General features: G+C 67.5%; 22 protein-coding genes. 5 read left to right on the top strand and 17 right to left on the bottom strand.

What is annotated here, in order from left to right; translation table 11 throughout:
* Positions 1 to 65: 65 nt before the first annotated feature.
* From P0Y43_RS19215 to P0Y43_RS19185, 7 genes are all read right to left on the bottom strand, one after another.
* On the bottom strand, positions 66 to 992 hold the full coding sequence (locus P0Y43_RS19215; protein WP_275638840.1) for an aliphatic sulfonate ABC transporter substrate-binding protein: 927 nt from the start codon (positions 990 to 992) through the stop codon (positions 66 to 68).
* The gene (locus P0Y43_RS19210) at positions 989 to 2,005 is read right to left on the bottom strand and encodes an ABC transporter substrate-binding protein (RefSeq protein ID WP_275638839.1); all 1,017 of its coding nucleotides are present in this window, start codon (positions 2,003 to 2,005) and stop codon (positions 989 to 991) included. The genes P0Y43_RS19215 and P0Y43_RS19210 overlap by 4 nt, the downstream gene beginning before the upstream one ends.
* A 10-nt stretch (positions 2,006 to 2,015) precedes the next feature.
* A complete protein-coding gene (locus tag P0Y43_RS19205) occupies positions 2,016 to 4,589 on the bottom strand; it encodes a TonB-dependent receptor (protein WP_275638868.1) in 2,574 nt (857 codons plus the stop codon).
* A gap of 217 nt (positions 4,590 to 4,806) precedes the next feature.
* Entirely contained in the window at positions 4,807 to 5,763 is a 957-nt protein-coding gene (locus P0Y43_RS19200) for a DUF4880 domain-containing protein (RefSeq protein ID WP_275638837.1), read from the bottom strand.
* Position 5,764: 1 nt separating this feature from the next.
* A complete protein-coding gene (locus tag P0Y43_RS19195; protein ID WP_275638836.1) occupies positions 5,765 to 6,271 on the bottom strand; it encodes a sigma-70 family RNA polymerase sigma factor in 507 nt (168 codons plus the stop codon).
* A 114-nt stretch (positions 6,272 to 6,385) separates the two neighbouring features.
* A complete protein-coding gene (locus P0Y43_RS19190) occupies positions 6,386 to 7,177 on the bottom strand; it encodes a phosphate/phosphite/phosphonate ABC transporter substrate-binding protein (RefSeq protein WP_275638835.1) in 792 nt (263 codons plus the stop codon).
* 16 nt (positions 7,178 to 7,193) lie between these two features.
* Complete coding sequence (locus tag P0Y43_RS19185) at positions 7,194 to 8,135, bottom strand: fatty acid desaturase (RefSeq protein WP_275638834.1); 942 nt, start codon at positions 8,133 to 8,135, stop codon at positions 7,194 to 7,196.
* A 447-nt stretch (positions 8,136 to 8,582) separates the two neighbouring features.
* Between P0Y43_RS19185 and P0Y43_RS19180 the strand changes: the two genes are divergently transcribed.
* Both P0Y43_RS19180 and P0Y43_RS19175 read left to right on the top strand, forming a co-directional pair.
* Positions 8,583 to 8,831 (top strand): hypothetical protein, encoded by a 249-nt coding sequence (locus P0Y43_RS19180; protein WP_275638833.1) that lies wholly within the window; start codon positions 8,583 to 8,585, stop codon positions 8,829 to 8,831.
* A 62-nt stretch (positions 8,832 to 8,893) separates the two neighbouring features.
* Positions 8,894 to 9,094 (top strand): DUF3077 domain-containing protein, encoded by a 201-nt coding sequence (locus tag P0Y43_RS19175; RefSeq protein ID WP_275638832.1) that lies wholly within the window; start codon positions 8,894 to 8,896, stop codon positions 9,092 to 9,094.
* A 51-nt stretch (positions 9,095 to 9,145) separates the two neighbouring features.
* Here the strand turns inward: P0Y43_RS19175 and P0Y43_RS19170 are convergent, their stop codons facing one another.
* Positions 9,146 to 9,619 carry a phosphate-starvation-inducible protein PsiE gene (locus P0Y43_RS19170; protein ID WP_275638831.1) on the bottom strand — a complete coding sequence of 158 codons (474 nt, stop codon included), beginning with the start codon at positions 9,617 to 9,619 and terminating at the stop codon, positions 9,146 to 9,148.
* Between the two features lie 243 nt (positions 9,620 to 9,862).
* On the opposite strand from P0Y43_RS19170, the gene P0Y43_RS19165 reads away from it, so the two are divergent.
* A complete protein-coding gene (locus P0Y43_RS19165; RefSeq protein WP_275638830.1) occupies positions 9,863 to 10,126 on the top strand; it encodes a YebG family protein in 264 nt (87 codons plus the stop codon).
* Between the two features lie 96 nt (positions 10,127 to 10,222).
* Here the strand turns inward: P0Y43_RS19165 and P0Y43_RS19160 are convergent, their stop codons facing one another.
* A complete protein-coding gene (locus P0Y43_RS19160) occupies positions 10,223 to 11,242 on the bottom strand; it encodes a Leu/Phe/Val dehydrogenase (RefSeq protein ID WP_275638829.1) in 1,020 nt (339 codons plus the stop codon).
* A 123-nt stretch (positions 11,243 to 11,365) separates the two neighbouring features.
* Here P0Y43_RS19160 and P0Y43_RS19155 point away from each other — a divergent pair, with 123 nt between their 5' ends.
* Positions 11,366 to 12,172 (top strand): SirB1 family protein, encoded by an 807-nt coding sequence (locus tag P0Y43_RS19155; protein ID WP_275638828.1) that lies wholly within the window; start codon positions 11,366 to 11,368, stop codon positions 12,170 to 12,172.
* On the opposite strand, the gene P0Y43_RS19150 is transcribed toward P0Y43_RS19155, so the two are convergent.
* Genes P0Y43_RS19150 through hmgA form a run of 4 tightly spaced genes read right to left on the bottom strand, consistent with a single transcriptional unit; the run spans position 12,161 to position 16,802 of the window.
* Positions 12,161 to 13,516 (bottom strand): MFS transporter, encoded by a 1,356-nt coding sequence (locus P0Y43_RS19150; protein WP_275638827.1) that lies wholly within the window; start codon positions 13,514 to 13,516, stop codon positions 12,161 to 12,163. The genes P0Y43_RS19155 and P0Y43_RS19150 overlap by 12 nt on opposite strands.
* Before the next feature lie 45 nt (positions 13,517 to 13,561).
* The gene (gene maiA, locus P0Y43_RS19145) at positions 13,562 to 14,191 is read right to left on the bottom strand and encodes a maleylacetoacetate isomerase (RefSeq protein WP_275638826.1); all 630 of its coding nucleotides are present in this window, start codon (positions 14,189 to 14,191) and stop codon (positions 13,562 to 13,564) included.
* Positions 14,192 to 14,204: 13 nt separating this feature from the next.
* Positions 14,205 to 15,497 carry a fumarylacetoacetase gene (gene fahA / locus P0Y43_RS19140; RefSeq protein WP_275638825.1) on the bottom strand — a complete coding sequence of 431 codons (1,293 nt, stop codon included), beginning with the start codon at positions 15,495 to 15,497 and terminating at the stop codon, positions 14,205 to 14,207.
* Positions 15,498 to 15,500: 3 nt separating this feature from the next.
* Positions 15,501 to 16,802, bottom strand: a complete 1,302-nt coding sequence (gene hmgA, locus P0Y43_RS19135) for a homogentisate 1,2-dioxygenase (RefSeq protein ID WP_275638824.1) — start codon at positions 16,800 to 16,802, stop codon at positions 15,501 to 15,503.
* Between the two features lie 178 nt (positions 16,803 to 16,980).
* On the opposite strand from hmgA, the gene P0Y43_RS19130 reads away from it, so the two are divergent.
* A complete protein-coding gene (locus P0Y43_RS19130; protein WP_275638823.1) occupies positions 16,981 to 17,757 on the top strand; it encodes an IclR family transcriptional regulator in 777 nt (258 codons plus the stop codon).
* Positions 17,758 to 18,039: 282 nt separating this feature from the next.
* Here P0Y43_RS19130 and P0Y43_RS19125 read toward each other — a convergent pair whose 3' ends face one another.
* The 4 genes from P0Y43_RS19125 to P0Y43_RS19110 form a co-directional block, all read right to left on the bottom strand.
* Complete coding sequence (locus P0Y43_RS19125) at positions 18,040 to 18,954, bottom strand: SDR family oxidoreductase (protein WP_275638822.1); 915 nt, start codon at positions 18,952 to 18,954, stop codon at positions 18,040 to 18,042.
* A gap of 117 nt (positions 18,955 to 19,071) precedes the next feature.
* The gene (locus P0Y43_RS19120; RefSeq protein ID WP_275638821.1) at positions 19,072 to 19,977 is read right to left on the bottom strand and encodes an alpha/beta fold hydrolase; all 906 of its coding nucleotides are present in this window, start codon (positions 19,975 to 19,977) and stop codon (positions 19,072 to 19,074) included.
* Between the two features lie 170 nt (positions 19,978 to 20,147).
* The gene (locus P0Y43_RS19115) at positions 20,148 to 20,834 is read right to left on the bottom strand and encodes an LrgB family protein (protein ID WP_275638820.1); all 687 of its coding nucleotides are present in this window, start codon (positions 20,832 to 20,834) and stop codon (positions 20,148 to 20,150) included.
* Positions 20,824 to 21,210 (bottom strand): CidA/LrgA family protein, encoded by a 387-nt coding sequence (locus P0Y43_RS19110; protein WP_275638819.1) that lies wholly within the window; start codon positions 21,208 to 21,210, stop codon positions 20,824 to 20,826. Before P0Y43_RS19110 ends, P0Y43_RS19115 begins: the two co-directional genes overlap by 11 nt.
* Positions 21,211 to 21,258: the final 48 nt, after the last annotated feature.

Below are 21,258 nucleotides of genomic sequence, written 5' to 3'. Positions count from 1 at the left end.
GGGTGAACCTCGTTTGTCTGTCACGACCTCATCGCGGGGCGAACCCGCGATGGGGACACCTCGGCTCAGGGCCGATAAACGATCTCGCCCACCGTCACCGCGCGCGGGATCAGGCGGTTGGCGAAGAACAGGTCGGCGATGCGTTGCTGGGTGTCGATGGCGGCGTCGTCCAGCGGGCGGATCGGTGCGTTGTAGCGGTGGGCGAAGAAGCGCTCGACCACCTCGCGCTTGAGCCCCAGCACACGGGTCATGCTGTCGATGCTCGCCTCGGGCTGCTCCACCGAAATGCGCTGCGCCTGGCGCAGGGCTTCGAGCACCGCGGCGATGGCGCTGCCGTGCTGCTCGGTGAAGGCGCGGCTGGCGATGTAGTAGGTGCCGCTGGGGTGCACATCGCGACCATCGCTGAGCAGCCGGGCGCTGCCGTCGAGCAGCGCGGCGGCGTAGTAAGGGTCCCAGATCACCCAAGCGTCGAGCTTGCCCTGCTCGAAGGCCGGGCGCGCGTCGGCCGCCGGCAGGAACACCGGCTGCACGTCGCTCAACTGCATGCCCGCCTTGATCAGGCTCTTGAGCAACAGGCTGTGGGCACTGGAGCCCTTCTGGAAGGCCACGCGCTTGCCCTTGAGGTCGCTGAGCTGGCGCACCGGGCTGTCGCGCGGCACGATGATCGCCTCGCTGCGCCCGTCGCTCGGCTCGATGCCGATGTAGCGCAGGTCGATACCGGCGGCCTGGGCGAAGATCGGCGGGATGTCGCCGATATTGCCCACGTCCAGGCTGCCGCCGTTGAGCGCCTCGATCAACTGCGGGCCGCCGGGGAACTCGATCCACTGCACCTGGGTGTTGGGCAGTGCTTTTTGCAGCAGTTGGTGCTCACGGGCCAGCACCATGTTCACCGAGCTTTTCTGGTAGCCGATGCGCAGCACCTGCGGGTCGGCCGCCTGGGCCAGGGCGCTGGCCACGCCCAGGCCCAACGCGATCAAGAAACGTCCAATCATTTCAGGCTCCCACTGACCTTGCTGGCCACTTCAGCCGGCACCCAGGCACTCCACACCTGCGGCTGTTCACGCAGGAAGGCCTGCGCCACGGCGCGGGGTTCCAGGCGCTTCTCGGCCATGTGGGCGAGGGTCTGGTTGAGCAGCTCCAGCGGCAGGTCGACCTTCTCGAAGAACGCCACCAGCTCCGGGTAGCGCGCGTGGAATGGCGCCGAAACGCCGATCGCCAGGCGCGCCGGCAGCGAGCGCGAGCCCTTGGGGTTGGGGTTGTTCGGGTCGGACAAGGTCTTCCAGGCCTCGGCGTCGAACGGCGGCTCCTCCAGACGCACGAGCTTGTAGCGGCCCAGCAGCGGGGTCGGCGACCAGTAGTAGAACAGCACTGGCTTGCCCCGACGGATCGACGCGCTGACCTCGGCATCCAGCGCCGCACCGGAACCGGTGCGGAAGTTCACGTAGCTGTCGGTCAGGCCATAGGCCTTGAGCTTCTGGCTGTTGACGATCTCCGAGGTCCAACCGGTGGGGCTGTTGAGGAAGCGCCCCTGGCCAGGGGACTCCGGGTCACGGAACACGTCCTTGTAGCGCGCCAGGTCCGCCACCGATTTCAGCTCCGGCGCCAGCGGCGCGATACCGCGCTCGGGGTCGCCCTTGATCACGTACTCCGGCACCCACCAGCCCTCGGTGGCGCCCTTGACCGTGTCGCCCAGGCCGAACACCTTGCCCTCGGCCTCGGCCTTGACCCAGAACGGGCTGCGCCCGGCCCACTCCTCGCCGATGACCTGGATGTCGTCCTTGGCCAGCGCCGCTTCCAGGCTGACCGTGCTGCCCGGCAGGGTGTCGGTGGGGTAGCCGTAGCCCTGCTCGACGATGCTGCGCAGGATCTCGGTGATCAGGCTGCCGCTTTCCCAGGTGATGTCACCGAAGTGGATCGGCGCGGCCTTGTCGGCGGCCATCGCCGGTTGGCCGAGCAGGCCGAGGGCGAGCACGGCGCCGCCCAGCAGTTTGTTGAATGCGATCATGAAGGGCCTCTTAGAAGTCGTAGCTCAGCCGGGTGTAGTAGAACGCCCCCTCCGGCGCAGCCGGCGACAGGTAGCTGTACTGCTGGCCCGGGGTCTGGCGCAGGCGGGTGTTGAAGTCATCCGGCTTGCTGTCGAACAGGTTGTTGGCGCCCACCGACACACGCAGTTGCTTGGTGAACGCGTAGTTCACGTCCAGGTCGGTGATCCACTGCGCCGAGAAGGTCTGGTCGTACTGGGCATTGGCCGCCGAGGCCGCGTACTTGCGGTACTCGCCGTAGCGGGTCTGGGTCAGGCTGACGGTCCACGGGCCGTAGGCATGGGTGGCGCCGAGGATCAGCTTGTCTTCCGGGTAGCCGTGTTCGAGAAAGCCCTGGGCCTCGCGGGTGAGCACGTCGAAGCCGTTGGGGTTGCCGTGGATCTTCTCGATGGTGGTGCGCGCCTTGGTGTAGCCGGCGGTCAGCGCCAGGTCGCCGTAGTGCCCCAGGCCCAGGTTGTACTTGCCGACGATGTCCACGCCACGGGTGCGGGTGTTGGCCGCGTTGGTCATGAACTGCGCCCAGCTGTACTGGCCGAAGCCCGCGGCGGTGAGGATGCGCTCGGCGTCGGGGCCGGAGATGCCGCCGCTGTAGAGCAGGCGGTCGCGGATGTCGATCTGGTAGGCGTCGATGGTCAGCGAGGCCTGCTCGGTCGGGCGCAGCACCAGGCCCAGGGAGTAGTTGGTGGACTTCTCGGGCTTGAGCGACTGCGCGCCCAGGGCCTGGGCCGCCGGGTGCTCGGCCGGCAGGATGCGCGTGAGCACCGGGTTGCCATTGACGTCGACGTTGGTGGTGGTGGTCCAGGAGGTGCCGATCTGGCCCAGGGTCGGCGCGCGGTAGGCGCTGTTGAGGGTGCCGCGCAGGCCGACCTGCGGAGTCAGTTCGTAGCGCGCCGAGAGCTTGCCGGTGGTGGCCGAGCCGAAGTCGGAGTAGTGCTCGCTGCGCCCGGCCACGCCCACCTGGAACTTGTCGGTGAGCTGGTTTTCCAGGCCGAAGTACACCCCGCCAACCTCGCGCTTGTAGGTGCCGGCGTCGTCCGGGGTCAGGCCCGAGGCCTGCACCCCACCGACCTGCACGCCGTCGATGCCGCCAAAGGAATACGAGTCGAAGTCGCCGGCCTGCAATTGGTACTGCTCGCGGCGGTAGGCCACGCCCGCCGACACGGTCAGCGGGTGGTTCGACCACCCCACCGGCACGTCGCGGGCATAGTCGATGGCCAGGTTGGTCTGGGTGTTGACCAGCGTGGCGATGTCGAACTTGGTCGGGCTGCGCACGCCATAGCTGGGGTTGAGGGTGTCGAAGGCCACTTCGTCGTGTTCGTCGCGCCCATAGGTGGCGCTGAAGTCCAGGCGGCCGATGCGCTCGTCCTCGAAGCGCGAGCCGACCGTCAGTGCGGCATCCTCATAGCGGTAGCGGTACTTGGGGATGGTGCCCTCGGGGTACAGCGCCAGCACGTTGTTGGGGTTGTCGCGCAGCAATGGCGGGGTGTTGTTGATCGACTTGTCCTGACCGTAGGTGGCGAAGCTGTACAGCCGCCACTGGTCGTTCAGGCCGACCTCGGCATTGGCCGCCAGGTTGAACTTGTCGCGGCTGGCACCGCCCCAGCGGTGGTCCTGCAACTGGCCGTCGGCCACGTACTTGTCGCCGATGTCGGTGGGCTTGGTGTTGACGCCGTTGAAGCTCAGGGTCAGGAAGCCATCGCCGGGCAGGCCCAGGCCGTACCAGCCGTCGGCGTTCTTGCTGAAGCCATCGCCCTGGCCGTACTTGCCCAGTTGGGTGTTGAGCTGCCCGCCGCTGTCGCGCTCCTTGAGCACGATGTTGATCACCCCGGCCACCGCGTCCGAGCCGTACTGCGCCGAGGCGCCGTCGCGCAGCACCTCGACGTGGTCGATGGCGCTGATCGGGATCATGTCCAGGTCCACCGGCTGGGCGCCAATGAATGGCACCCCGCCGGAGATGTTCACCACCGCCGAGGCATGGCGGCGCTTGCCGTTGACCAGCACCAGGGTCTGGTCCGGCGACAGGCCGCGCAAGGACGCGCCCTTGGGGTTCTGGCCGCGGGTGGCGCTCTGGTTCTGCGGGAAGTTGAACGAAGGCAGCAGTTGGAACAGCGCCTGGTTCAGGGTGGTGGCGCCGGTCTTGACCAGTTCCTGGTTGTCGATCACGTCCACCGGCGCGGCGCTGGTCAGCGCGGTGGCATCGCTGCGCCTTGTGCCCAGGGCGATCACCCGGTCGAGGGTCGGCGCGCCGGGCGCGGCGGTTTGCGTGGCATGGCTGGCGGCTGCGGCGGGCGCGGCGGTGCCTTCCTTGACGATGAAGGCACCGCCCGGGCTGACCTGCAATTGCAGGCCGGTGCCGCGCAGCGCGGCGTCGACGGCCTGCTCGGCGGTGAGCTCGCCGTCCACGGCGGAGGACGAGAAGCGCTCGACCTCGGGCGTGAAGGAAATGACCTGGCCGCTCTGGCGGCTGATGTTCAGCAGCACTTCGTCGAGCGGGCCGGCCTGGATGTGGTAGGCCTGCACCGGCTCGGCGGCCTGGGCGACGCCCATCAGCAGGCCGAGCAGCGGGCCGAAGGCCAGGGCGTTGCGGGTGTTGGTGTGTTTCTTGTCGGTACGGCGCACGATGATTCCCCCCAAGGAATCCAAGGACACTGCCCCCCTCGGCAGCGTTTACAGCAGGGGTGTGGCGTGGGCGGGGGAAATCTTGCAGATCGATTGGTTATGTCGTTAGAACCGGGGGATTTGAGGTGGATTTGGGCCGCCCCCCTCAAACCGCCGAAATACTCACCCAATACTCACTGCGCCGGCTCACCCGAATCGGCAACGTCCGCGCCAGCGCCTCCAGCACCAGGTCGCTCTGGTCCAGCCGGAACAACCCACTCACCCGCAACCCCGCTACCGCCGGCTCCAGGCGCATCACCCCGCGTCGGTAAGGCCGCAGGGCGTCGATCACCTCGGCCAACGGGCTGTCGCGCACCTCCAGCAGGCCATCGACCCAGGCCCCTTCCCCACCGCGCAATGGCTCCACCGCCGCGAAGCTCAAACGGTCGAAGCTCACGGCCTGCCCCTTGCGCAACTGCAAGCGGTCACCGCCCAGGCTGCTGACCTCCAGCACGCCGGCCAGGGCACAGACCCGGCACTGCCCGCCACGCTCGCGCAGCAGCCAGCGCGCCGACTGGGCGCTGATGCTGCCCACCTCGGTGCGCACCACGAATGGCCGGGCGTCGTCGACCACCTCCAACCGCCCTTCCCCGCCGCGCCAGCGCAGAAGTCGCTGCTGGTCGTCGAAGCGCACGTCGGCCTGGCTTTCGGCGTTGAGCAACAGTTGGCTGCCGTCCGGCAAGCGAATGCTCTGGCGCTCGCCGGTCGTGGTGCTGAGGTCGGCGCCCAGCGGCAGGTCCAGCCCCGGCGCGTGCCCCAGGCCCAACCCCACGCCCACCGCCACCCCGGCGCCGACCAAGGCCCGTTGCAGGAAGCGCCGGCGCCCGGACGGCGCCTCCAGCGCACGCTGCACCAGCTTGCCGTCAACCCCCTGGGCCAGCGGCACCTGAAACACCCCGAGGGTGATTTCCAGGCGCCGGCACAGTTGCTCGTGGCGCGGGTCTTCGCCACGCCAGGCCTGGAACGCCTGGTGGTCGTCGGCACTGGCCTGGCCCGAGCGCAGCAGCACCAGCCACGCGCTGGCCTGCTCGATCAGGCGTTGCTGTTCGTCGGCGTCGTGCATGTCAGTCCAGGGAAAGCTTGAGGCAGCGGGTGAAGGCCTTGGCCATGTAGTCGCTCACCGAGCGCTGGGAGATGCCCAGCTCCTCGGCGATCTGCGGGTAGGTCAGGCCGTTGAGCTGCGACAGCAGGAAGGTCGCCTTGACCTTGGCCGGCAGGCCATCGAGCAGCACATCGATGGCCTGCAGCGCCTCGAGCATCTGCGCCAGGGCCTCCGACGAGGGCGCCAAGCGCTCCTCTTCGTGCTGCAGGGCATCGAGGTAGCCGCGCTCCAGGTCGCGACGGCGCCACAGCTGGTACATCAGGCGTTGGGCAATGGTGGTCAGCAACGCGCGCGGCTGGCGGATCGGTTCCACGCTGGGGGTGCTGAGCAACTGCACGAAGGTGTCGGCGGCGATGTCCTCGGCCGCGCCGTCGCCCACATGTCGGCGCAGGCGCGCGCACAGCCACGGGTAATGGCTGCGGAACAGGCTGCCGACGTATTCGCCATGAGAATTTTCGAAGCCGGACATGAGCGCTCCAGAAAGCGTGGATACGAGATATGTCCGGTGGTCCGGTGAGCGCATCCTAGACGGGTCGCTTATGCATTAAAAATACTTAAAAGTGATTTTTATATTCCTTTTAAGCTATTCGAGGACCGGCAGCCCGAGGCGCGCCGCGTTGGCCTCGTAGTCCAGCAGCACTTGGTATTCGGCCTCACTGGCCGGCAGCACTTCGGCGATCGCCAACGTGGCGGCGACCTCTGGCAGGTCGGCCAGGGCCTGGTTCATCGCCAGGCGAATGCCCTCGGCCTGCGCGTCGCTCAGCCAAGGGGCACCGATGTAGGGCAGGCTCGGGCTGCTGGCGGTCTGGGCCACCACGCGCAGGCCCTGGACCTCGGTGCTGTGGTCGCGCGCCAGGTAGTCGTAGGTCACGCTGTCGATCGCCGCCAGGTCGCCACGGCCTTCGCGCAGGGCACGCAGGCTGTCACGGTGGCCCCCGGTGAAGGTCACCTCGCGGAAGAAGCGGCCCTCGCGCTGCCACGGCGCCAGCAGGTGGCGGAACAGGTTCATCCCGGAGTTGGAGTCGGGGCTGTTGACCAGGCCGTGGCTGCCAAAGAACGCCGCCAGCGACGGGCGCGGGTCGTCCACGCGCGCCAGCACCAGGCTGCAATGCTGGCCGGCCTGGGCGTGAGGGAGTTCATAGCGGGGCTTGCCGATCAGCCGCACCTGGCCACGCAGTTGGGTCATCAGCGGGTAGCCGCAGGTCTGGGTCAGCAACAAGCGCGGCGAGCGCCACAGTTGCGGCAAGTCCAAGCCAATCGCGCGCTCGCGCTGGGCCTCCAGGCGCTCGACGATGCGCGCCAGCCAGGCTTCGCTGGCCTCGCAGACCCGGGGCGGGGCGATGTACATGGACAGCTCGACGAATCCTTGGGGCATGGTGTGGGGTTCCAGGTCAGGCGAAGGGGTGACGGGGGCTGTCGATGGGCGCCAGGCTGTGGCGGCGCAGCAGCTCGCCATAGCCGCGCACCAGGAAACCACCACTGCGCGCCAGCCATTGGGCACGGTGCTGGCGGTAGATGCGCGGGATGAAATACCAGGGCAGGCCCGGGATATCGTGGTGCACCAGGTGCAGGTTGTTGTGCAGGAACAGCCACGACCAGGGGCCGCGGGCTTCGTTGATCACGGTGCGCTGCTCCGGGCGCGGGTGCGGGCGGTGTTCGTAGAACGAACGCAGCATCGCCACGCCCAGCGCCGGCACGCTGACCAGGAACAGGTAGTGGGCCACCGACAACGCGCTGAAGCGCGCCACCATGGCCAGCAGCAGCACCGCGCAGGCGCCGTGGGTCACCCACATCAGCCAGGCCTGGCGCTGGCCCTGGGCCAGCCGCGCCCGTTCCTCGCGGGCCAGTGTGAACAGCGCCAGCGGCGCGCCGATCAGCAAGCGGCCAGGCACGGTTTTGCCCAGCCATAGCAGGCCCCGCAGCAAGACACCGCTGCGTTGCCAGTGCTGGGCGCTGAGGTAGCGGCTTTCCGGGTCCAGGCCCGGCAGGGTGAGGTCGTCGTCGCGGTGGTGGCGCAGGTGGCTGTCGCGGTAGAGGGTGTAGGGGTACCAGATGGCAAAGGGGGCATAGCCCAGCAGCTTGTTCAGCCCATCGTGGCGGGTGGGGTGGCCGTGCAGCAGTTCGTGCTGCAACGACAGCCACAGCACCAGCAGCGGGATCAGCAGCGCGGTGGTGGGCCAGGGGCCCAGCAGGTGGCTCAGGGGCAGCAGGGCGAACCAGGCGCTGTAGACCAGGGCCAACAGCAGCCAGGTCGGCCATTCGCTGCGCCCGGTGAAGGTGCGCTGCAGGCGCAGCACGTCTTCGCGCTGGGCGTCGTCGAGGTAATGGGGCATTGCGGGGGCCTGCGAGGTTTTCCAGTCTCTAGGCCTGTGTGGCGCGAGGAGCGGAAATCTTGCAGAACGATTGGTTATTAGCGGCTGCCATTTGATTTCAAATGGAAATCGCCATGGCGGGACAAGCCCAGAAAATTCCGAATCTGCAACCAACCCCTTTAGCTTAAACAACGCAGCGAACTATCCTACGCAACTTGCGGAAGCGTCTTAATTGTCGGGGAAATACCTCACCGCTAAGGTCACTGAGTCGTCGAGTTGGCGACCGGGCGTGAGAAACCCGACAGCATAAGTAGCGGCCTTCCTGTCATGGCAGCCGTGTTCGGGCAGGCTCCGGCCTGGCCGAGTTTCTTGTGCCTCGGATTTCTCACCCCGTGCACGGCTGCCACCCTGATCTCGTGAGAAAAGATTCTCGTGGCAGCGTTTGTTCACTGCACAAGAGATCTGATCATGAAAAAGCTCGTCCCCGACCCTCCCCGCCTCAAGCTCATCACCAACCCCTACTTCTCCATCCATTCCGACCTGACCCCACCCGACGCCCTGGCCCATGCCAGCGAACTGATGAGGGGCGTCGCCGAAACCCTAGATGAACACTGCCGCGCCTATGCCGGCGTCCCCGGCCTGCACATGCTCGCCAACGCAGCGCATGCCGCCGAGACCGCGCAGGCGCTGGTCGAGCATGCGTTGCAGCGGCTGTGAACCCAATACCGTCAAGGAGTGATGAAACCAAGGCCTGCGCGACAGCGGGCGTGACCACCTGCATGGAGCTGTTTCGGGTCCAGCCGGGGGTTCCCTTCGAGCGGGCGTTCGAGGAAGTGTCCGTGTTGCTGGGCTGCATACGCCACCTGAGCGAAGGCCTGGAGGAAGCGCCTGACCCGAAGGTGAGCGGCGCGGTGCACTACCTCAGCGCGCTGGCCAAGGCATTGATGAATGATCTGGAGATTGCCCGAAATCGTGGGTAGTCAGTGACGGCCATCGCGGGGCGATCCGACTTGCCCCGCGATGGCGATAGGTCAGACCTTGCCGTCATCCAGCTCCTTGCCACTGGCATCGATCACCCGCGTCGACGGGTAACGGTACGAGGCATAGCGCACCACCAGGATCGAGAACGCCAACAGCAGGATGCCGCCGCACAGGTACAACAGCCCCGCGTCCGGCGCCTTGTGGTGCGACACATCGCCTATCAGCAGGCGCGTCAACGCAGTGATCGCCACGTAGAGCAGGAAGCGGATGGGCATGTGGTTGGTCTTGAAGTAGATCCCCACCATCGCCCCCAATTCCAGGTAGATGAACAGCAACAGGATGTCATCGACGCTCACCCCGCCCTTGCCCAGCATGTCCAGGAAAGTCATCACCGCCGCGTAGGCCGTGATGCCACCGATGCCGAACAACGCCAGGTAGTGGAACGACTCCACGCACAGGTTACCCAGCGAGTCGGCCGAGCCATGCAGGCCCTTGCGCAGTTTTTCAGCCCATTTGATGTTCACGATCTTGCATTCCCCGATACGACATGAAGGATGGTGCGCCACCTCTGTGACGCTTGTGCCATGCAGTTAAAGGGCCAGGCCCTGGTCTTGGAAGGCGACCGATTGCCGCAAGGCACCTGTGGGCTACGCTTTGCCGGATGTAAAAAAGCCCTCCGCGGAGGTTGCGCGGTGGTGCCATCTGCCATTACTGTATAAAAATACAGTTATCCAACCCAACCCAGCAAAAAGGCACAGAGGTGATGAATGGCCGTCGAAGTGGTGTACCGCAGCAGCCGCGACCCGGAGCGCTTGTTCATGGATAAGGCCGAAGCAGATCGTCACGACAAGATGCTCGAACTGGCCGAACGCCTGGCCGAGGTGCTGCACAAGGCGGTGCCGTCGCTGACCGAGCAGCAGGTGGAGGAAGCGGGTATCTACATGGCCAAGAACCGCGACGTGTTCGCCCGGGCGTTCAAGAGCCAACCGGATGCGTTGGCGGAGTTGCTCGAAGGCGGCGGGGAAGCCTAAGCGCCCGTCCTTGTGAGCAGGCTTGCCCCGCGATAGGGCCAAGCCTGCCACGCGTCACAGTGGCTACCGACGCAATCGCGGGCGGTGAACCTGCCTTCAACCATACAGCAACCGCTCCGCCAGCATCTGCGCCACCCGCGCCGGCGAGCGCTTCTCGGCCTGGGCGTGGGCGAACACTTCGGTCAGCCGCGAGGGAATCCGCGCCAAATGCGCGGTGATGGTGCCGACATCGGCTCCCCGGTGGGTCAGCGCCACGTAGATCAACCCACCGGCATTGATCACGTAGTCGGGGGCGTAGAGGATGCCGCGGGTCTCCAACTGGTCGGCCACCTGCAAGGTGGTCAGCTGGTTGTTGGCCGAGCCCGCCACCGCCGCGCAGCGTAGCTGCATCACGCTCTGGCCATTGAGCACTGGCCCCACCCCGCACGGGGCGAAGATGTCGCACGGCGTGCTGAGCAACGCATCGTTGGTCACCGGGTGCGCATTGAACTGCTCCACTGCCAGGCGCACCCGCCCAGGGTCGAGGTCGCTGACCAACAACTCCGCGCCCGCCGCATGCAGTTGCTCGGCCAGCGCATAGCCCACATTGCCCAAGCCCTGCACCGCCACCCGCAACCCTTCCAGGTTATCGCTGCCCAGCCGCGCCATCGACGTGGCGCGGATGCCGGCGAACACGCCCATGGCCGCATGCGGCGAAGGGTCGCCCGAGGCGGTGGTGCTGGTGACATGCGGGGTGCTCTGGGCGATGCAGTCCATGTCCAGGGTCGAGGTGCCGCTGTCCACGGCGGTGATGAAGCGCCCTTGCAGGGAGTCGACGAAACGCCCGAACGCTTCGAACAGCGCCGCGCGGTTCTCCACATGGGGGTTGCGCACGATCACCGCCTTGCCGCCACCGAACGTCAGGCCGGCCAGGGCCGCCTTGTAGCTCATGCCTTGGGCCAGGCGGATGGCATCGGTCATGGCGCTTTCGTCATCGGCATACGGCAGGTAGCGACAGCCACCCATGGCCGGCCCCAACTGCTCGCTGTGAATCGCCACCACGGCCTTGAGCCCGGTGGGCGGGTCGATGAACAGGTGCAGGGACTGGGTGCGTGTACTTTGCATGAGCGCGAACATCGACGGGCTCCCCGACAGGTGCTTCTACCAGTATAAGCAGGCGGCCACGGGTCAGGCGGCGGGCAGACCACTGGACGAATGCCGGCGCCAGGGCTAAAAGTTAAACGTGTGTGGAGAAGTACGATGAACCCACGTCAAGCCTGCCTCGCCTGCCTCGACCGCGACCCGGTCGCCCTGCTGGAAGCCACTCTGTGGATCGCCGCCGAGCATGATCGCGGGGTAGACCCGGCTGCCTGCCTGCTGCAACTCAACGACCTGCAACGCGAGGTCAACGCCAACCTGCCGATGCTGCCGCTGAACGAACTGGCGCAACCGCTGCTGCGCCAGCTCAACGCCTTGGGTTACCAGCAGGACGAATACCACCCGCTGCGCCCGCAGGCGGCCTTGATGGACAAAGTGCTGCAACGCCGGCGCGGCCAGCCGCTGCTGCTGGCGATTTTGGCCCTGGAGCTGGCCCGGCGCTTGTCGATCCCGCTGGAAGGCGTCAACTTCCCCGGCCACTTCCTGCTCCGGGTGCCCGGCGCCGATCACCTGCTCGACCCCTGCGGCGGGCGCCGCCTGTACCCCGCCGACTGCCGCGAACTGCTGGCCCGCCAGTTCGGCCCGAACCTGCCGCTGAGCGCCGAGCACCTGCGCAGCGCCAGCCCCCTGCAGATGCTCCAGCGCCTGTCGCGCAACCTGCGCCAGTTGCACAGCAGCAACGACAACACCCTGGCCGCGCTGGTCGACGCCGAGCGGGTGATGCAACTGGGCCCGGTGCAGGTCGCCGACTACCTGGCCCGCGCCACCCTCTACCAACAACTCGACTGCCCCCAGGCCGAGCGCTTCGACCTGGAGCACGCCCTGTTGCTCACCGACGACCCGGTGCAACGCCTGAAACTCAGCGAACGCCTCGGGCAGCTACCGCACGCCAGCCGCTCAATCCACTAACGCCTGCACCTTGCCTGGCGCCGCCTCGTTCGCCGGGCGCGGCGCGCGCACCTGGCTGATCAACAGCGCAGCGATCAACGCTGGCACGGCGCAGAAGAAGAAGATCGTCTGCACCGGCATGTGCATCGCCAGCAGCAGGCTGCCGAACAGTGGCCCGAGGATCGAGCCGAAGCGCCCGACGCCCAGCGCCCAACCCGTGCCGGTGGCGCGCACCTGGGCGGGGTAGAAATTGCTGACGAAGGCGTTCAGGGTCAGTTGCCCGCCGATGATGCAGAACCCGGCGGCGAACACGCTGGGCACCAGCCAGCGTGGGTCGTCGTGGTTCAGCCCCACCAGCACGCTGAACACGGCCGCGCCCAGCAGCACCCCGGCCAGCAGGTAGGTCTTGTTGGCCAGGCGATCGGCGCACCAGGCCAGGCAGACGGCACCGAACGTACCGGCGAACAGGAACAGCGACGTGACCAGGTTGGCCTGGTTCAGCGCCAGGCCGCTCTCCTGCAACAACGAGGGCAGCCAACTGATCATGAAGTACAGCAGGATCAGGCTGACGAAGAAGGTGCCCCAGAGCAGCAAGGTCGCCCGGGCGAAGCCGTCGCGGAACAGGCCCGTCACGGTCAGCTTGCCGGCCTGCGGCTCATCCGCCGCGACTTGGGCCGCAGGCACCTGCCAGCCTGGCAGCACGCGCCCGGCCAAGCGTTGCAGGCGGGCGTAAGGCGGGGCGTCGCGCAACAGGCGCGGCAGCGATTCAGGCAGGAACAACAGCAGGAACGGGAACAGCAGCAAGGGCGCCACGCCCCCTGCGAGAAACACCGCCTCCCAACCGAAGCGGTCGATGAAGCCGGCGGCGACGAAGCCACCGGCCGCACCGCCAAGTGAGAAACCGCAGGCGGCCAGGGTCACCATCAAGGTGCGCAGGCGCGGCGGCGCATAGTCGGCCATCAGCGCCATGGCGCTGGGCATCGCCCCACCCATGCCGATGCCGCAGAGAAAGCGCGCCAGCATCAGGCTGTGCAGCGACGTGGCGAACACCATCAGCAGCGTCAGGCTGGCGTACAGCAACACACAGCACAACAGCACCCGGCGCACGCCGAAACGGTCGGCCAGCGGGGTGATGGCCAGCGAGCCGACGGTCAGGCCCAGCAGGTTGGCGCTGAACACCGGGCCGAAGGCGGCTTTCTCCAGGCCCCAGTCCTGCGCCAGGGCGGGAATCACGTAGCCCAGCACCTGGGCATCGTAACCGTCGGTGACCAACAACAGGATCAGCAGCACCAGCAGGCGCCACTGATAGGAAGACACCGGGCGCGCGTCGAGGGCAGCGCGGAAGCTGGCTATCTGGTTATGCATCGCAAGGTACCGGGTGGTTTTTGTTATGGGGTGTCGTCGCCGGCCCTATCGCGGGGTATCGGGCTGCCGCGCCGGGTGCGCCGCGGCGAATGCCGGATGCCGCTCGGCCAGCGCCGCCACCCGGCGAATGCGCGGGTAACCACTCAGGTCGACATTGAAGCGCTCGGCCGCATACAGCTGCGGCACCAGGTACACATCCGCCAACCCTGGCACCTCGCCGAAACAGAAGCCTTCGTCGCCGATCAAGCGCTCCACCGCCGCCAGCCCCTGGCTGATCCAATGGGCGATCCACTGGCTGACCTGCGCCTCGTCCTGCCCCAGCTGGCGCAACTGGTTGAGCACGCTGACGTTGTGCAGCGGGTGGATGTCGCAACCGATGATCGCCGCCACCCCACGCACCTTGGCGCGGGCTTGCGCCTCGACCGGCAGCAGCGCAGGCGCGGGGAAGGCGTCCTCGAGGTACTCGATGATCGCGGGCGACTGCACCAGCAACTCGCCGGTGTCGGTGCGCAGGGCCGGCACCCGGCCCTGGGGGTTGAGCGCCAGGTAGTCGGCGCCGCGCTGCTCGCCCTCGAGCAGGTTGACCGGCACGGCCTGGTAGCCCAGGCCCTTGAGCGCCAGGGCGATGCGCACCCGGTACGAGGAGGTGGAACGGTAGTAGGTGAACAGCTCCATCGCCCTGCCCTCTTCAGTTCGCCGCGATGACTTTGCCGCGGCACTCGCCGAAGCCGATGCTGGCCACGCCTTCGCGCGCGCAACGGGCGCGCAGGATGATCTCGTCGCCGTCTTCGAGGAACTTGCGCACCTCGCCGCTGGCCAGTTGCACCGGCAGCTTGCCGCCCTCGGTGATCTCCAGCAGGCTGCCGAACGCGCCCGGCTCGGCGCCGGACAAGGTGCCCGAACCGAACAGGTCGCCCGGTTGCAGTTGGCAGCCGTTGACGCTGTGGTGGGCGACCATCTGCGCCACGGTCCAGTACATGCTGCGGGTGTTGCTCAGGGTCAGGCGGTGGGCCGGCAGGCCCTCTTCGCGCATGCGCTCGGTGAGCAGCAGCACCTCCAGTTCGATGTCCAGGGCGCCACCGGCCTGGTCGCGCTTGTCGAGCAGGTACGACAGCGGCTGCGGGTCACCGTCCGGGCGCGCCGGCTGGGCGCAGCGGAACGGCTCCAGGGCCTCGGCGGTGACCACCCAGGGCGATACGCTGGTGATGAAGCTCTTGGACAGGAACGGGCCGAGCGGTTGGTATTCCCAGGCCTGGATATCGCGCGCCGACCAGTCGTTGAGCAGGCAGAAGCCGGCCACGTGCTCGGCGGCGTCGCCCACCGGGATGGCCTGGCCCAGGTCATTGCCCGGGCCGATCCAGATGCCCAGTTCCAGCTCGTAGTCCAGCCGCGCGCAGGGGCCGAAGCTCGGCTCGGTCTGCCCGGCGGGCAGGGTCTGGCCCTTGGGTCGACGCACAGCGGTGCCGGATGGGCGCAGGGTCGAGGCGCGGCCGTGGTAGCCGATCGGCACATGCTTGTAGTTGGGCAGCAGCGGGTTGTCGGGGCGGAACAGCTTGCCGACGTTCTTGGCGTGCTCGATGCCGACGTAGAAGTCGGTGTAGTCGCCGACCTTGGCCGGCAGGTGCAATTGGCAGTCGGCGGCCGGGCACAGCGCCGCCTGGAGCTCGCCCTGGTGTTCGCTGTGTTCGCCGAGCAGCGCCAGCAGGCGCTCGCGCAGGGCCACGCGCGCCGGACGGCCGAGGGCGAAGAAGGCGTTCAACGCCCCGCCGCGGGTGGCTTCGACAGCGGCCTTGGCCTCGCCCTCGAACAACCCGGCGGCCAGCACCGCCTCCAGGTCGAGAATCGCTTCGCCGATGGCCACGCCGCAGCGCGGCGCCTGGCCGGGGCGGCTGAAGATGCCCAGCGGCAGGTTCTGCAGCGGGAAGTCGCGGTGCCCGTTGGCGTGTTCAACCCAGCTACGGGCAGAGGCGGTGTGATTCATCGGTTATCTCCGGTTCGGGTTGAAGGTGCTCGGCAGGGTCGCCCAGCAGCTGTCGTAGTCGGCCTGCAATTGCGGGCAGTCGAGGGCCTGGCGGCTCGGGCGCAGCACCTGGCTGGTCTCGAACATGAAGGCCATGGTGGCGTCGATCTTGTGCGGGGCCAGGTCGGCGGCGATGGCCTTGGCGCAGGTGTCGGCGTCCGGGCCGTGGGCGCTCATCACCCCATGCAGCGAGGCGCCACCGGGCAGGAAGCCTTCGGCCTTGGCGTCGTAGGCCCCATGGATCAGGCCCATGAACTCGTTCATCAGGTTGCGGTGGAACCACGGCGGGCGGAAGGTCTTCTCGGCCACCATCCAGCGCGGCGGGAAGATCACGAAATCCATGTTGGCCAGGCCGTGCACGCTGGTCGGCGAGGTCAGCACGGTGAAGATGGACGGGTCCGGGTGGTCGAAGCTCACCGTGCCGATCGTGTTGAAGCGGCGCAAGTCGTACTTGTAGGGCACGTTGCTGCCGTGCCAGGCGACCACGTCCAGTGGCGAGTGGCCCAGCTCGCAGGCCCAGTGTTCACCGAGAAACTTCTGCACCAACTGCACGGGGCCGGTGCTTTCTTCGTAATGGGCAACCGGGGTGAGGAAGTCGCGCGGGTTGGCCAGGCCATTGCTGCCGATGGGGCCGAGGTCCGGCAGGCGCAGCGGTGCGCCGTGGTTCTCGGCGATGTAGCCGCGCGCCTGGCCGTCGAGCAGCTCGACGCGAAACTTCATGCCGCGCGGGATCACCGCGATCTCCAACGGCTCGACCTCCAGCACGCCCAGCTCGGTGGCGATGCGCAGGCGGCCCTGTTCAGGCACCAGCAGCAACTCACCGTCGGCGTTGAAGAACACCCGCTCCATGGAGCGGTTGGCGCGGTAGATGTAGATGCTCACGCCGGCCGGTTTCTCGGCCGGGGCATTGGCCACCATCGGCAGCCAGCCTTCGATGAAATCGGTGGGCTCGGTTGGAATCGGCTGCGGGCTCCAACGCATGCGGTTGGGGTTGGCCGCGCCCAGCGGGCCGGCCAGGGGCTGGCGCGCCAGGCGCTCGAAACGCGGGTGCAGGGCCGAGGGGCGGATGCGGTACAGCCAGGTGCGGCGCAGTTCGCTACGCGCCATGGTGAACGCGGTGCCCGACAGCAGTTCGGCGTACAGCCCGTAGGGCGCCTGCTGCGGCGAGTTCTGCCCGACCGGCAGCGCACCGGGCAGGGCTTCGCTGGCGAATTCGTTGCCGAAGCCGCTCAGGTACTGGCGTTCAGGGGACGTGTCGCGGGTCATCGATGCCTCCGGGCTCGCGCGGAGCCGTTGCGGGCAGTGGGCTGCGCGAGGGGTCGGACGACCGGTGGCAGCGCGTCTGCATTGTTTTTATCGTAATCAGATTACGAATAACGTAATTTGCCGAGGGCAAGGCGTCAAGCTATAAAGGCGCCACCTGTCACGATGGATTCGCGTTCCCATGGCCAAAGCCACCTCCCCCAGCGACAACGGCAAGCAGAAGGTCCGCTCGGCGGAAGTCGGCACCGACATCCTCAAGGCCCTCGCCGAGCTGTCCCCCTCCACCTCGCTGTCGCGCCTGGCCGAGCATGTGCAGATGCCCGCGAGCAAGGTGCACCGCTACCTGCAGGCGCTGATCGCCAGCGGCTTCGCCGAACAGGACCCGGCCACCAACCACTATGGCCTGGGGCGCGAGGCCTTGCGCGTGGGCATGGCGGCGCTGGGCAGCATCGATGTGCTGAAGGTCGCGGCCTTGCCGCTGTCGCAGTTGCGCGACGACTTGAACGAAAGCTGCTTCATCGCCGTGTGGGGCAACCAGGGCGCGACGGTGGTGAGCATCGAACCTGCGGTGCGCGCGGTGACGGTGGTGACGCAGATCGGCTCGGTGCTGCCGCTGCTCAGTTCGTCCACTGGGCTGGTGTTCGCCGCCTACCTGCCCGAGCGCGAGACCGTGGAGCTGCGCGACCGCGAGCTGGCGGCGCTGGGCCAGGCGCCGGCGGACTACGACGCGCTGTTGGGGCAGATCCGCGCACAGGGCCTGCACCATGTGCATGGGCTGCTGATGCCGGGGGTCGATGCGTTGTCGGCGCCGGTGTTCAATGCCATGGGGCAGATCGTGGCGGTGATGACGGTGGTGGGGCCGACGTCGATCTTCCATGCCGACGAGCATGGGCCGGCGGCGCGGCAACTGCTGGCGGCGGCACGGGCAACCAGTTGGCGGATGGGCTTCGAAGGCTGAGGCACTCTTACCCGAAACGTAAAAGTGAATGTCCCCTTGAGCTATTTTTCGGGTGGGATCAAAGGCTTATGCTTTTCTCACTGGCTGGCGCGAAGGGCTCTACCCCGACGTTTTTCGAGCCGCCTGTTCCCCGACGTTGATTTTGAAGCTCCTTGATCTGACGTCTTGATTGGCCGCTGCGGTTGCAGCGGCCTTTTTTATGCCCTCAAGAATAGATCGCCTGGGCCGACGCCATCGCGGGGCAAGCCGCTCCCACAGGTACGCCGCGGTACTCACGATCACTCACCCCAGCGGGTACTTCTGCAGGTTCGCCATCATCTGCTGCAACGCCTGCAACGTGTCCTGCGGGTGCACCGCGCCCTCGAAATCGCCAATGCGCGCCCAGTTCTCCGCCACCTGCTCGGGCGTGAACCCCTCACGCGGGTCGAACCCCACCCCCAGGCTGCGCTCCCAGCGCACCTTGCCCACCCAGCCGCCGCCGACCTCGAACAGCTCGCCGCTGTCCTGGCACTGCTCGCTGCCCAGGTACACCACCAGCGGGCTGATCAGCTCGGGCTTGAGGCGCTCGAACACCTGCGGCGGGATCAAGCCCTCGGTCATGCGCGTACCGCCCGTGGGGGCGATGGCGTTGACCAGGATGCCGTGCTTGCGGCCCTCGATGGCCAGGGTGCGGGTCAGGCCGTAGAGGCCGAGCTTGGCCATGCCGTAGTTGGCTTGGCCGAAATTGCCGTAGATGCCCGAGGTCGAGGCGGTGAAGATCACCCGCCCCCAGTTGCCCTCGCGCAGGTGCGGCCAGGCGGCGTGGGTGACCTTGTAGGCGCCTTCGACGTGAACGCGATAGACCTGGTCCCAGTCGGCTTCGTCCATCTTGTGGAAGGTCTTGTCGCGCAGGATGCCGGCGTTGTTCACCAGCACATCGACGCGACCGAAGCTGTCCAGCGCCTGCTCGACGATGCGCGCACCGTCGCCCACCGAATCATGGTTGGCCACCGCCGTGCCGCCAGCGGCGCGAATCTCCTCCACCACCCGGTCGGCCGCCGAGGCGCTGGCGCCCTCGCCGTGGGTCGACCCACCGAGGTCGTTGACCACCACCTTGGCGCCACGCGCGGCGAACAGCAGCGCGTGGGCGCGCCCCAGGCCGCCGCCGGCCCCCGTGACGATCACCACTCGATCTTGCAGACGTACCGGCTCGCTCATGCTCAAGGCTCCAGGCAGGGGTTGGGGTGCAAGGAGTGTCCGCCAGCCATCGGTGACGGACAATCAAGCGCACTGGCGCTGAATGGCAGGCGATAAGACAGGACGATGATCGCCCGCTCAGGACCAGGCGACCTTCTGCGGGATGTAGCTCATCGGCTGCTCGCGAAACGCCAGGTAATGCCGCAGCACCTGCACCGGCGCCTCGGTGTGCGGGTAATGACCGATGCCCTGCAGCACCACGGTGTCGGGGTCCGGCACCAGCTGCCGGTAGCGTTCGACCATGTGCGCGCCCGACAGCGGGTCGACCGCGCCGTTGATGAAGCGCAGCGGCACGCCGTCGCGCTGCAACGCCGTCACCCAACGCTCGCGCAGCGAGCGGCGCTCCGGCACGAAGGCCATCAGCTTGTGCAGGATGCGCGTGCCGCGGTTGGAGATCATCAGGCTCCAGCAGTCGTCCAGCGCGCTTTCGCTGGGGTGGGTGCACGGCCCGTAGATCTGGCTGACGTTGCGCACCAGGTCGTCACGGCCGAACGAGCGCCCCACCAGCCAGCCCAGCGGGCTGAGCAGCAGCTTCTGCACCAGCAGCAGCGGGCAGCTCTCGGGAAACAGCGCGCTGTTGAGGAACACGCAGCTGGCGATGTCGGTGCGGCCTTCGTGGTGCCGCGCCAGCAGCTCCTGGGCCACGCTGCCGCCGTAGTCGTGGGCCAGCAGGTGCACCGGTTGCTCGATGCGCAGGTGGTCGAGCAGCGCCTGCTGCAGGTCCGCCTGTTCCACCAGGCTGTAGTCGTGGTCGGCCGGCTTGGCCGAGTCGCCGAAGCCGAGCATGTCGCAGGCCACCACGCGAAAACGCTGGGCCAGGGGTGCCCACAGGTAGTGCCAGTCCCAGCTGGCGGTGGGGAAACCATGGAGCAGTAGCAGTGGCTCTCCTTGCCCTGCTGTCCAGTAGCGGATGCTCTGGCCCCGGAAGGAAAAACTCTGTCCCCGGGTACGCCAGACGCACAATGGGATTTCGGCCAAAGGCATCGTTTCGTTCTCGGGGTTCAGGTGTTGACGGAATAGGCTGCGTTCATTGCATGTCACCTCGGCACTTGCATGTGCTCTCTATGTCGAGGCTCAGTCTAGTCAGCGCGCCGAAGGGCGGAACTTGCCTTGGCAGCCAGCTTGATGACCGTGCGGGTCAGCGGCACGAACGGTCACAGCAGCACCGCCAGCAACGGCGCGGCGAACAGGTTGAGCAAGCCGGTCAGCACCATGACCAACCCGGCCACCGAGCCTTCCACGCCCCCCACTTCCCGCGCCCGGCTGACCCCGGCGCCATGCGCGCCGACCCCGAACAACGCCCCCCGCGCCAGCGGCGTGCGCAGCGGCAGGTAGCGCAGCAGCACGCCGCCGAACAGCGCGCCGAGCACACCCGTGAACATCACGAACACCGCGGTCAGCTCCGGCACGCCGCCCAGGTCGTGGGCCAGTGGCATGGCGAACGGCGTGGTGATCGAGCGCGGCACCAGCGACAGGCTCACCGCCTCGTCCAGCGCCAGCAGGTGCGCCAGGCCCCAGGAACTGCCGATCGACGCGGCGCTGCCGGCGAGCATGCCCAGCAGCAACGCCGGCCAGTGCCGCGCCAGCATCGCCCGCTGCTGCCAGATCGGCACGGCGAAGGCCACGGTCACCGGGCCCAGCACGCCGATCAGCCAATGGGTATTGCGCGCGTATTCGGCGTAGGCGGTGTGCAGCGGCACGGCCACCGCCAGCAGCAGCGCCGGCACCAGCACCAGCGGCGACAGCAGGTAGCGCCCGCTGCGCTGGTACAGCCAGCGGCTGCCCAGGTAGGCCGACAAGGTCAGGGCGAGCCAGAACAGCGGCATCGGTTCAAGCGTCATGGCGCAGGCTCCAGCGGCAAACCAACTCGACGGTGACGGCGGTGACCACCATCACCACGACGGTGCTCACGGCGATCACCAGCAGGATGCGCCAGCCTTCGCTGCGCACCAGGCCGCCGTAGTCGAGCAGGCTCATCAGCGCAGGGATGAAGAACAACAGCATCTCCGCCATCAACCAGCCGGCGCCCAGTTGCAGCATGTTCGGCTTGAGCACGCCACAGGCGAACAGTGCCAGCAGCAGGGCCAGGCCCATGACGCCGGCGGGGATCGGCCAGCCGAGCCAGGCGACCAGTTGACCGCCGAGCAGGAACAGGCCAACCAGCACCGCCAGTTCGGCCAGCAGGCGCGGGAGCGTTTTCAGGATCAGGGATTTCATCGGCAGGCTTCCTCGGATGAGGCCATTCTAGAATCCACCTGCCTAGGC

Origin of the sequence: Pseudomonas entomophila, assembly GCF_029193575.1 — a bacterium.
Taxonomy (GTDB): domain Bacteria; phylum Pseudomonadota; class Gammaproteobacteria; order Pseudomonadales; family Pseudomonadaceae; genus Aquipseudomonas; species Aquipseudomonas entomophila_G.
This window is presented reverse-complemented; position numbering and strand designations above follow the sequence as displayed.

What these genes read in the sequence shown, in the direction of transcription:
- P0Y43_RS19215 (WP_275638840.1), bottom strand. Translation starts at nt 992, where the DNA reads ATGATTGGACGTTTCTTGATCGCGTTGGGCCTGGGCGTGGCCAGCGCC.
- P0Y43_RS19210 (WP_275638839.1), bottom strand. Translation starts at nt 2,005, where the DNA reads ATGATCGCATTCAACAAACTGCTGGGCGGCGCCGTGCTCGCCCTCGGC.
- P0Y43_RS19205 (WP_275638868.1), bottom strand. Translation starts at nt 4,589, where the DNA reads ATGGGCGTCGCCCAGGCCGCCGAGCCGGTGCAGGCCTACCACATCCAG.
- P0Y43_RS19200 (WP_275638837.1), bottom strand. Translation starts at nt 5,763, where the DNA reads ATGCACGACGCCGACGAACAGCAACGCCTGATCGAGCAGGCCAGCGCG.
- P0Y43_RS19195 (WP_275638836.1), bottom strand. Translation starts at nt 6,271, where the DNA reads ATGTCCGGCTTCGAAAATTCTCATGGCGAATACGTCGGCAGCCTGTTC.
- P0Y43_RS19190 (WP_275638835.1), bottom strand. Translation starts at nt 7,177, where the DNA reads ATGCCCCAAGGATTCGTCGAGCTGTCCATGTACATCGCCCCGCCCCGG.
- P0Y43_RS19185 (WP_275638834.1), bottom strand. Translation starts at nt 8,135, where the DNA reads ATGCCCCATTACCTCGACGACGCCCAGCGCGAAGACGTGCTGCGCCTG.
- P0Y43_RS19180 (WP_275638833.1), top strand. Translation starts at nt 8,583, where the DNA reads ATGAAAAAGCTCGTCCCCGACCCTCCCCGCCTCAAGCTCATCACCAAC.
- P0Y43_RS19175 (WP_275638832.1), top strand. Translation starts at nt 8,894, where the DNA reads ATGGAGCTGTTTCGGGTCCAGCCGGGGGTTCCCTTCGAGCGGGCGTTC.
- P0Y43_RS19165 (WP_275638830.1), top strand. Translation starts at nt 9,863, where the DNA reads ATGGCCGTCGAAGTGGTGTACCGCAGCAGCCGCGACCCGGAGCGCTTG.
- P0Y43_RS19160 (WP_275638829.1), bottom strand. Translation starts at nt 11,242, where the DNA reads ATGTTCGCGCTCATGCAAAGTACACGCACCCAGTCCCTGCACCTGTTC.
- P0Y43_RS19155 (WP_275638828.1), top strand. Translation starts at nt 11,366, where the DNA reads ATGAACCCACGTCAAGCCTGCCTCGCCTGCCTCGACCGCGACCCGGTC.
- P0Y43_RS19150 (WP_275638827.1), bottom strand. Translation starts at nt 13,516, where the DNA reads ATGCATAACCAGATAGCCAGCTTCCGCGCTGCCCTCGACGCGCGCCCG.
- maiA (WP_275638826.1), bottom strand. Translation starts at nt 14,191, where the DNA reads ATGGAGCTGTTCACCTACTACCGTTCCACCTCCTCGTACCGGGTGCGC.
- fahA (WP_275638825.1), bottom strand. Translation starts at nt 15,497, where the DNA reads ATGAATCACACCGCCTCTGCCCGTAGCTGGGTTGAACACGCCAACGGG.
- hmgA (WP_275638824.1), bottom strand. Translation starts at nt 16,802, where the DNA reads ATGACCCGCGACACGTCCCCTGAACGCCAGTACCTGAGCGGCTTCGGC.
- P0Y43_RS19130 (WP_275638823.1), top strand. Translation starts at nt 16,981, where the DNA reads ATGGCCAAAGCCACCTCCCCCAGCGACAACGGCAAGCAGAAGGTCCGC.
- P0Y43_RS19125 (WP_275638822.1), bottom strand. Translation starts at nt 18,954, where the DNA reads ATGAGCGAGCCGGTACGTCTGCAAGATCGAGTGGTGATCGTCACGGGG.
- P0Y43_RS19120 (WP_275638821.1), bottom strand. Translation starts at nt 19,977, where the DNA reads ATGCCTTTGGCCGAAATCCCATTGTGCGTCTGGCGTACCCGGGGACAG.
- P0Y43_RS19115 (WP_275638820.1), bottom strand. Translation starts at nt 20,834, where the DNA reads ATGACGCTTGAACCGATGCCGCTGTTCTGGCTCGCCCTGACCTTGTCG.
- P0Y43_RS19110 (WP_275638819.1), bottom strand. Translation starts at nt 21,210, where the DNA reads ATGAAATCCCTGATCCTGAAAACGCTCCCGCGCCTGCTGGCCGAACTG.